The sequence below is a fragment of the Microbacterium trichothecenolyticum genome (assembly GCF_000956465.1).
Taxonomy (GTDB): domain Bacteria; phylum Actinomycetota; class Actinomycetes; order Actinomycetales; family Microbacteriaceae; genus Microbacterium; species Microbacterium trichothecenolyticum.
The window spans coordinates 215,221-223,739 of sequence record NZ_JYJA01000036.1; the positions used below are offsets into that span (position 1 = coordinate 215,221).

The 8,519-nt window shown below is 70.7% G+C and carries 8 protein-coding genes; 4 read left to right on the plus strand and 4 right to left on the minus strand.

All coding sequences use genetic code 11. From position 1 onward, the window contains the following. Nucleotides 1–24 precede the first annotated feature (24 nt). Nucleotides 25–2,583 carry an ATP-dependent Clp protease ATP-binding subunit gene (locus RS82_RS12595; protein WP_045299926.1) on the minus strand — a complete coding sequence of 853 codons (2,559 nt, stop codon included), beginning with the start codon at nucleotides 2,581–2,583 and terminating at the stop codon, nucleotides 25–27. Between the two features lie 168 nt (nucleotides 2,584–2,751). Here RS82_RS12595 and RS82_RS12600 point away from each other — a divergent pair, with 168 nt between their 5' ends. Beyond that, nucleotides 2,752–3,123 (plus strand): VOC family protein, encoded by a 372-nt coding sequence (locus RS82_RS12600; RefSeq protein WP_045299928.1) that lies wholly within the window; start codon nucleotides 2,752–2,754, stop codon nucleotides 3,121–3,123. Nucleotides 3,124–3,202: 79 nt separating this feature from the next. On the opposite strand, the gene RS82_RS12605 is transcribed toward RS82_RS12600, so the two are convergent. Together RS82_RS12605 and RS82_RS12610 are read right to left on the minus strand one after the other, a co-directional pair. Next, nucleotides 3,203–3,667: a DUF3817 domain-containing protein gene (locus RS82_RS12605; RefSeq protein WP_045299930.1), complete on the minus strand. Its 465-nt coding sequence runs from the start codon at nucleotides 3,665–3,667 to the stop codon at nucleotides 3,203–3,205. 63 nt (nucleotides 3,668–3,730) lie between these two features. Next, a complete protein-coding gene (locus RS82_RS12610) occupies nucleotides 3,731–4,150 on the minus strand; it encodes a MarR family winged helix-turn-helix transcriptional regulator (protein WP_082497048.1) in 420 nt (139 codons plus the stop codon). Between the two features lie 90 nt (nucleotides 4,151–4,240). Between RS82_RS12610 and RS82_RS12615 the strand changes: the two genes are divergently transcribed. After that, nucleotides 4,241–5,344 (plus strand): class I SAM-dependent methyltransferase, encoded by a 1,104-nt coding sequence (locus RS82_RS12615; protein ID WP_045299932.1) that lies wholly within the window; start codon nucleotides 4,241–4,243, stop codon nucleotides 5,342–5,344. Between the two features lie 11 nt (nucleotides 5,345–5,355). Here the strand turns inward: RS82_RS12615 and RS82_RS12620 are convergent, their stop codons facing one another. After that, the gene (locus tag RS82_RS12620; RefSeq protein WP_045299934.1) at nucleotides 5,356–6,039 is read right to left on the minus strand and encodes a collagen-like protein; all 684 of its coding nucleotides are present in this window, start codon (nucleotides 6,037–6,039) and stop codon (nucleotides 5,356–5,358) included. 299 nt (nucleotides 6,040–6,338) lie between these two features. Here RS82_RS12620 and RS82_RS12625 point away from each other — a divergent pair, with 299 nt between their 5' ends. Together RS82_RS12625 and RS82_RS12630 are read left to right on the plus strand one after the other, a co-directional pair. Continuing rightward, nucleotides 6,339–7,979 (plus strand): phage tail sheath family protein, encoded by a 1,641-nt coding sequence (locus RS82_RS12625; RefSeq protein ID WP_045299936.1) that lies wholly within the window; start codon nucleotides 6,339–6,341, stop codon nucleotides 7,977–7,979. A gap of 17 nt (nucleotides 7,980–7,996) precedes the next feature. Further along, complete coding sequence (locus tag RS82_RS12630; RefSeq protein ID WP_045299938.1) at nucleotides 7,997–8,518, plus strand: phage tail protein; 522 nt, start codon at nucleotides 7,997–7,999, stop codon at nucleotides 8,516–8,518. The last annotated feature ends 1 nt before the right edge of the window (nucleotide 8,519 follow it).

Consider the following 8,519-nt stretch of genomic DNA (forward strand, 5'->3'; position numbering starts at 1 on the left):
CGCCTCTCTGCCCACCGTGTCGGGTCAGGCGGCCACCGCGAAGGGCGAACCGGCGACCACCGACAGCGCCTCCGCCGAGGCATCCACCGTCACCGTCCCGCCGTCCACGAGCGCGCCCGTGACGAACAGGTCGGCGATGCGGTCGTCCACCTCGCGCTGGATGAGCCGCCGCAGCGGCCGCGCGCCGTACTCGGGCTCGTAGCCGTTCTCGGCGAGCCAGGCCACCGCCGAGTCCGTCACGACCAGCGACACCTCGCGCCTTGCGAGCCGCGCGTCGGACGCGCCCAGCAGCAGACGCACGATGTTCTGCAGCTGCGGCTCCTCGAGCTTGCGGAACAGCACGATCTCGTCGATGCGGTTGAGGAACTCCGGCCGCATCGCCTCGCGCAGCTTGCTGAAGACGCGGTCGCGGAGGTCCTTCTCGGATCCGAAGCCGGTCGCCCCTCCCCCGTCGGCGAGGAACCCGATCGCGCCGCCGCGCGACGCGAGGAACTCCGAGCCGAGGTTCGAGGTCATGACGACCACTGTGTTGCGGAAGTCGACCGTGCGCCCCTGGCCATCGGTGAGGCGCCCGTCGTCGAGCACCTGCAGCAGCAGGTTGAACACGTCGGGGTGCGCCTTCTCGATCTCGTCGAACAGCACGATCGAGTACGGGTTGCGCCGCACGCGCTCGGTGAGCTGTCCGGCCTCGTCGTAGCCGACGTATCCGGGAGGGGCGCCGACGAGGCGGGACACGGTGTGCCGCTCGCCGAACTCGCTCATGTCGAACCGGATCACCGCGGTGTCGTCGTCGAACAGCGAGCCTGCCAGGGCCTTCGCGAGCTCCGTCTTGCCGACACCGGTCGGGCCGAGGAAGAGGAACGACCCGACCGGACGCCGGGCGTCGCCCATGCCGGTGCGGTTGCGGCGGACCGCCTTGGCGACGGCGGTCACGGCGTCGTCCTGCCCGATCACGCGGTCGTGCAGCTCGTCCTCGAGGGACGCCAGCCTCTCACGCTCGGTCTCGGTCAGGCGGTTCACGGGGATGCCGGTGGCCCGGCTGATCACCGCGGCGATCTCGGGTTCGTCCACGATGGCGTCGGTGCGCACGGCGGCGCCCGCGGCAGTGGCACGCTCGAGGCGGTCCTGCACCTCGGCGATCCGGTCGCGGATCTGCGACGCCTCCTCGTAGTGCTCCGCCGACACTGCGGCGTTCTTGTCGGCCTCGAGCGTCGCGAGCCGCTCGATCAGCCCGCTCACGTCCACCTTCGACCCGAGGCGCAACCGCAGCCGGGCGCCCGCCTGGTCGATGAGGTCGATGGCCTTGTCGGGCAGCACGCGCTCGGTGAGGTACCGGTCGCTGAGCTCGACGGCCGCACGGAGGGCCTCGTCGGTGTAGACGATGCCGTGGTGCTCCTCGTAGGCCGGCTTGAGGCCGCGGAGGATGAGCACGGCGTCCTCGATCGACGGCTCGCCCACGCGCACCGGCTGGAACCGCCGCTCGAGCGCGGGGTCCTTCTCGATGACGCGGTACTCCTTGAGCGTGGTCGCCCCCACGAGGTGCAGCTCGCCGCGCGCGAGGCGGGGCTTCAGGATGTTGCCCGCGTCCATGCCGCCGTCACCGGCACCACCGGCGCCGACCACCGTGTGCACCTCGTCGATGAACACGATCAGCTCGCCCTTGTGCGCGGCGATCTCGTCCATCGTCTTGGTGAGGCGCTCCTCGAAGTCGCCGCGGTAGCGGGTGCCTGCGAGCATCGCCGGCAGGTCGAGGGCGACCACACGCTTGCCCAGCAGCTGCTCGGGCACGGAGCCGTCGACGATCGCCTGGGCGAGGCCCTCGACGATCGCGGTCTTGCCGACGCCCGCCTCGCCGACGAGCACGGGGTTGTTCTTGGTGCGGCGGCTGAGGATCTCGATCGTCTGCTCGATCTCGTCGGCGCGCCCGATCACCGGGTCGAGTTCGCCGGCCACGGCGTGCGCCGTCAGGTCGGTGCCGTACGTGTCGAGCATGGGGGTGTCGGATGCTGCGCCCTCGGGCCGCATCTCGGCCTGAGTGCTCTCGCCCGGCGTCACGGTCTCGCGCGCGCCCTGCATGAGCGCCTCGGCCGTCACGCCGGCGCGGGCCAGCACCTGGCCGGCGGGCGTGTCCTGCGCGAGCACGAGCGCGAAGAAGAGGTGCTCGGGGTCGACGTAGGTCGAGCCCGACGAGCGGGCGACCTGGAAGGCATGGAACAGCGCACGCTGCACCGACGAGGTCACGACGGCCCCGTCGACGTCCGCCGCCGCCGTGGCGGCGGGCAGGCGCTCCTCGGTGGCGCGCGCGATCGCGTCGGCGTCCGCGCCGATGCGCTGGACGGCGTCCCGCGCCGGCGCCTCGCTCACGAGGATGCGCAGCACGTGCAGGGCGTCGAGCTCCTGCTGGCCGCGGTCGAGCGCGTACTTGCCGGCCCGCTGGAGGAGCTCCTGCGTGCGGGCGCCGAGGTAGCGGCTCAGGTCGATCGAGCGCTCGGCGCGCGCGCGCTCGCCCGCGAGGTAGCGCGCCAGGAACTCGTCGAACGAGCTCGCGTCGTCGCCGGCCTGGGGGGTGAAGTCTTCTGGCATTCCATCTCTCCTGAAACTTGAGCGGAGGAGTATCAAGTTTTGAACTTGATACAGACATTGTCAATTTCAACCGCTCACGTCCGCACGTATTCCCCAGCGCCGGATGTCGCACCCCCGGCGTAACGTCTCGTCTACGGGGGACCTGCTTCAGAGACGAGAGGGAACACGATGGACTGGAAGATCGAGCTCATCTTCGTGCCGGTGACGGATGTCGATCGCGCGAAGGAGTTCTACGAGCGGATCGGCTTCAACGCCGATCACGATCAGACGCCCGTCGACGGACTCCGCTTCGTGCAGATGACTCCGCCCGGCTCCGCGTGCTCCATCGCCTTCGGCACCGGGCTGGGCAACGATCTCGAGCCCGGCCGCCAGAACACGATCCAGGTCGTCGTGCCCGACGCCGACGAAGCGCTCGCGCATCTGCGCGCCAACGGCGTCGAGGGGCGCGGCGTCGACGAGCAGGACTGGGGCAGGTTCGTGCAGTTCGACGACCCCGACGGCAACACCTGGACCCTGCAGCAGTTGCCCGCCTGGCGCTGAGCCGCGGCACCGCCACTGATCACGACGCGACTCGGCCGCCTCGCTCCCGAGGGAGAGAGGCGGCCGGGGTCGGGTGTCGTCAGTCGCGACCTCCGGGCGGGCCCGGGATGACGAGCACGACGAACAGCAGCACGACCGCGAGCGCGATCAAGGCGCCGAGCACCCAGGGCCGCCGCAGGAACCACCGCATCAGCCGGTCGTACCAGGTGGCGTCGCGCGGGTCGTCGGTGGCCTCGAGGCGCCAGGCACCCGCGAGGCGGCCGCTGCGCTGGAGCCACAGCTCCGCCGGGATCGTGGCGTACGGGATGACGGCGCTCACGAGCGCGAGCACCGTGGGTCCGACGCGCCAGCGGTTGTTGAGGGCGACGAGGATCACGGTCGCGCCGTACGACAGGAAGATGAAACCGTGGATGCCGCCGCCGATCGTGACGCCGAGCGCCCAGTCGGTGGTGGCGCGGATCACGAGACCGGCGATGAGGAGCGTCCACGAGATCGCCTCGAGGATCGCGAGCGCACGGAACAGGGTGTGAGGTGTTCGGAACACACCTTCAGCCTAACTGAAAGCGCTTCAGGCTTTCTGAAGGTTGGCCGTGCGCGGCCTCCCGACCTATTCGGGCGCGAGCCCGAACGGCTGTTCGTGCAGCCCTTCCAGCGCAGTGGCGAGCGCCGGCGCCCCCGCGGCGAGCCCGGCGTCGAGCGCCGCCAGCCGCTGCTCGGCGGCCTGCAGCACCTCGCTCCCCCGGTCGGTCACGCGCAGATCGGAGGCCGCGCCCGCGTGCTTCGTCGCATCCGCGACGAGCCCGTCGGCGACAAGGGTCTGCACGGCGGTGTGCGCCGACTGCACGGTGATCTGCGAGCGCCGCGCGAGCTCGCTGAACGAGATGCCCGGCGTCGCCTCGATGTGGGCGAGCAGCCCGTACTTGCGGGTCGTGAGGCCGAGGTCGCGCAGCTGAGCGCCGAGGTGCGCGTCCCACACTGCGGCCACGGTCAGCAGTGAGATGACGGGACTGAACGCACGGTCTGGCACCGTTGAATGCTAGTCCCGCTGCCGCGGGACGGCACGCATTCGCCCGCAGTTCCCGGAACCGGACGCGGCCGGTCCGGCTACCGTGGGACGGTGACATTCTCGCTCGAGGGCCTGCGCCGGTGGCCCGACGTCGAGGCTCCCGACCTCGTCGCGACGGATGCTGCGGACCGGCTGCTCCTGGACGAGTCCGCCGCCGCCCGCACCGGCGCCGGCGACGGTGAGCTCGTGGTGATCGGCGACGGTTACGGAGCGCTCACGCTGGGCGCGGCGTCCGACGGCGGCCGCGGCATCCGTGTCCATCAGGACCCGCTCACCGGCGAACGCGCACTGGCCGCCAACGCCGAGCGGTTCGGCCTCGGCGACGCCTTCGTGTCGCTGCCACTCTCGCCAGAACTCGTGCGCGGCGCGCGGGTCGTGCTGATGCGGCTGCCGCGCTCGCTCGACGCGCTCCGCGACATCGCGCGGCTGATCGCCGCGCACGCGGCACCCGACGTCGTCGTCTTCGCCGGCGGTCGTGTGAAGCACATGACGCTCGCCATGAACGACGTGCTGCGCGAGAGCTTCGCCCGGCTCGACGTCACCCATGCCCGTCAGAAGTCGCGCGTGCTCGTCGCGCGCGGACCTCACGACGGCCGCGACCCGGCGCCGGTGCGCGTGACGCACGACGGGATCGTCGTGTGCGCTTTCGGAGGCGCCTTCGCGGGCGCATCGATCGACATCGGCACGAGGTTCCTGCTGGAGCAGCTTCCCCCGCTCCCCGACGGCTCAGCCATCGACCTCGCCTGCGGAACCGGCGTGGTGGCGACGGCGCTCGCGCTGCGGCATCCATCCCTCCACGTGCTCGCCTGCGACCAATCGGCGGCGGCGGTCGCCTCCGCCCGGGCGACCACGGAGGCGAACGGCGTCGCCGACCGCGTCGAGGTCGTCCGCGACGACATGCTGGGGGCGCAGCCGGACGCGAGCGCGACCTTCATCGCGCTGAACCCGCCGTTCCACTCGGGTTCCGCGGTGCACGAAGGGATAGCGCCGCGGATGTTCGCAGAGGCCGCCCGCGTGCTGCGGCAAGGCGGCGAACTCTGGGCGGTCTGGAACTCCGGCCTGCATTACCGCCCCGCGCTGGAGCGGGCGGTCGGGCCGACGCGGCAAGTCGCGCGCAACGCCAAGTTCACGGTGACGGCGTCCACCCGCCGCTGAGGAGCCTGCGTCTACTCGCCGGCTTCCGGGGTCGGCTCGGGCCCGGTCGTCGGTCCGAACAGCACCCACGCACCGTCGGTGCACTCGTAGAACTCGACCGCTGCGGTGTCGATGTACACGTCGCCGTCGGCGGTGCAGGCGTCGTCGGCGGGCGCCGATGTGCCGAGAATCACTTGTGTTCCCGGGGAACCGGGGGCGCCGCTGGGTCCCTGAGCACCCGAGGCCCCCTGCTCGCCCTGAGCACCCTGCTCGCCCTGTTCCCCCGCCGGCCCCTGCTCGCCCGTGAGGTTCTCGGCAGCCGCCTCGCGGAGATTGCCGACGAGCGTCCACGCGTCGTCCTTGAAGAGGTACACGTCGGCGTCGAGGATGTCGATGTAGACGTCGCCCTCGTAGCCCTTGCCCTCCTCGGGCGCGCCGGAACCGGCGCGAACCGCCGACCCGGCGGGGAGGATCTCGGCGAGCACGTCCTCGTACTCGGGCGACGCGGTGGCCGAGGCGGAGGGTTCGGGTGCCGGCACCGGCGCGGCAGTGTCGACCGAGCGCGCGAGCCAGGATCCGAGGAAGGCGGCGAAGAACGACAGCAGCACGAGGCCGAGCCCGAACCAGATGAGCGTGCCGCGCGTCACCGGAGGTGCGGCGGGTGCGGCTGCCCGCGGGGACGCGGGATCCTCGGTCGATTGCACATCCTGGACCACGGCACCTCCCCTTCCACCGCGTGCGTCGTCGTCGCCGGACTCCCACAGCCTCGGCGTGACTCAACTGTAGGAACGCGGGCGCCCCGTGTCACCTCTTCGCCGGGAATTCGTCCCTGCACGCCGGGCCCTTGACAGCCCTCACCGTGAGGGATTGACTCTCGAATCGAGGTCCTTGCATTTCCCACCGTGGCCGTCGAGGCCACGCCGACGACGCCACGTGGTGGGGTCGCCACCCTCCCGTCGGCTTCGGGTACCGCCGGCGGGGCCCCCAGATCGATGCATCCTCTCTGGAGACAGCCATGCCGTCCCAACTGACCTATCCCGGCGTGTACATCGAGGAGGTGGCCAGCGGGGTCCGCACTATCGTCGGGGTCTCCACCTCGGTCACCGCCTTCGTGGGGCGGGCGCCCCGCGGACCGGTGGACAGACCCATCGTCGTGACGAACTTCGGTGAGTACGAACGCACGTTCGGCGGACTGTGGAAGCTCAGCCGGCTCGGATTCTCCGTCCGCGACTTCTTCCTCAACGGCGGCGGTACGGCCGTGATCGTCCGCGTCGTGAATGATGCGGCCTCCGACGCCGACGATCCGGCATCGTCCTCCGTCGACCTCGCCCTGGACGCCGGCGCGGATCTCCTCACGCTCCAGGCAGTCGACGTGGGCCTGTGGGGCGACGGCCTGCGCGTGCGCATCGACCACGACACGCGTCCCGAGGACCCCGCGCTCGGCGATGAACCCGACACCCTGTTCAACCTCACCGTCCGCGACGGCGCGACGGGAGTCATCGAGGCGCACCGCAACGTCGTCCTCACGCCCGCAGATCATCCGCGGCTGCTGTCGCGGGTGCTCGACAACGAGTCGGACCTCGTGCGCACGGCAGGGACGGTGCCCGACAGCAGTCGTCCCAAGGTCCACACCGGCACTCCCGCCGCGGGCAAGACGATCTGGGACGACATCACGCCGACGCCGGGCGATCCCTCGCAGGAGGCGAGCCAACGGCTCGCTGGCGGAGACGACGGCGACGATCTCGTCGCCGCCGATGTGAAGGGCTCGCTCGGCGCCAAGTCGGGGATGTACGCGCTCGAGGATGCCGATATCTTCAACCTTCTCGTCATCCCTCCGTATCTGGGGGTGTCGCCCGATGGTCCCGGCGGCGAGGTCGAGGCCGATGTCGTCACCGAGGCGGCGACGTACGCCGAGGCACGGCGCGCGTTCTACGTGATCGATGCACCGCCGACCTGGGACTCGGTCGGCGACGCCAAGTCCGGCCTCGCGTCGCTCGGGACGGTGAGCGCCAACGCAGCGGTGTACTTCCCGCGGCTGCGGCAGACCAACCCGCTGCGCGACAACCAGCTCGAGACGTTCGGCGCGTCGGGCGCGGTGGCCGGCGTGCTCGCACGGACCGACGCGACCCGCGGCGTGTGGAAGGCCCCCGCGGGCCTCGAGGCCACGCTCAACGGCGTGCCCGAGCTCTCCGTCCCGTTGAGCGACGGCGAGATCGGGCAGCTCAACCCGCTCGGCATCAACAGCCTGCGCGCGTTCGCCGGCGCCGGCCGCGTCGTATGGGGGGCACGCACGCTGAAAGGCGCGGACTCGCTCGCGAACGAGTGGAAGTACATCCCGGTGCGGCGCACGGCGCTCTTCATCGAGGAGTCGCTCTTCCGCGGGACCCAGTGGGTGGTGTTCGAGCCCAACGACGAGCCGCTGTGGGCGCAGATCCGCCTCAACGTCGGCACGTTCATGAACGACCTCTTCCGGCAGGGCGCCTTCCAGGGCAGCACGCCGCGCGACGCGTACTTCGTCAAATGCGACAAGGAGACGACGACCCCGTCCGACATCGATCGGGGAATCGTCAACATCCACGTCGGGTTCGCGCCGCTCAAGCCCGCCGAGTTCGTCGTCATCCGACTGCAGCAGATCGCCGGCGCGAGCGCCGTCTGAGCCGAAGGAATCGGGACATGGCACAGTTCAGCGTCACCGCCAGCAGGTTCGACCCGTACAAGAACTTCAAGTTCCGTGTGAAGTGGGACGGCAAGTACGTTGCGGGCGTCAGCAAAGTGAGCGGCCTCAAACGCACCACAGAGGTCGTGGAGCACCGCGAGGGCGGAGATCCGTCGACGTCGCGCAAGTCGCCCGGCCGGGTCAAGTTCGAGGCGATCACCCTCGAGCGCGGCGTCACGCACGACGTCGAGTTCGAGCAGTGGGCGAACAAGGTGTGGAACTTCGGGTCGGGGCTCGGAGCGGAGGTGTCGCTCAAGGACTTCCGCAAGGACCTCATCGTCGAGCTGTATAACGAGGCGGGCCAGCTCGTGATCGCGTACAAGGTGTTCCGCGCGTGGGTCTCGGAGTACCAGGCGCTCCCCGACCTCGACGCCAACGCCAACGCCGTCGCCATCCAGACGCTCAAGCTCGAGAACGAGGGCTGGGAGCGGGACTACGCGGTCGTCGAGCCGTCCGAACCCGTTTTCGCCGAACCCTAGG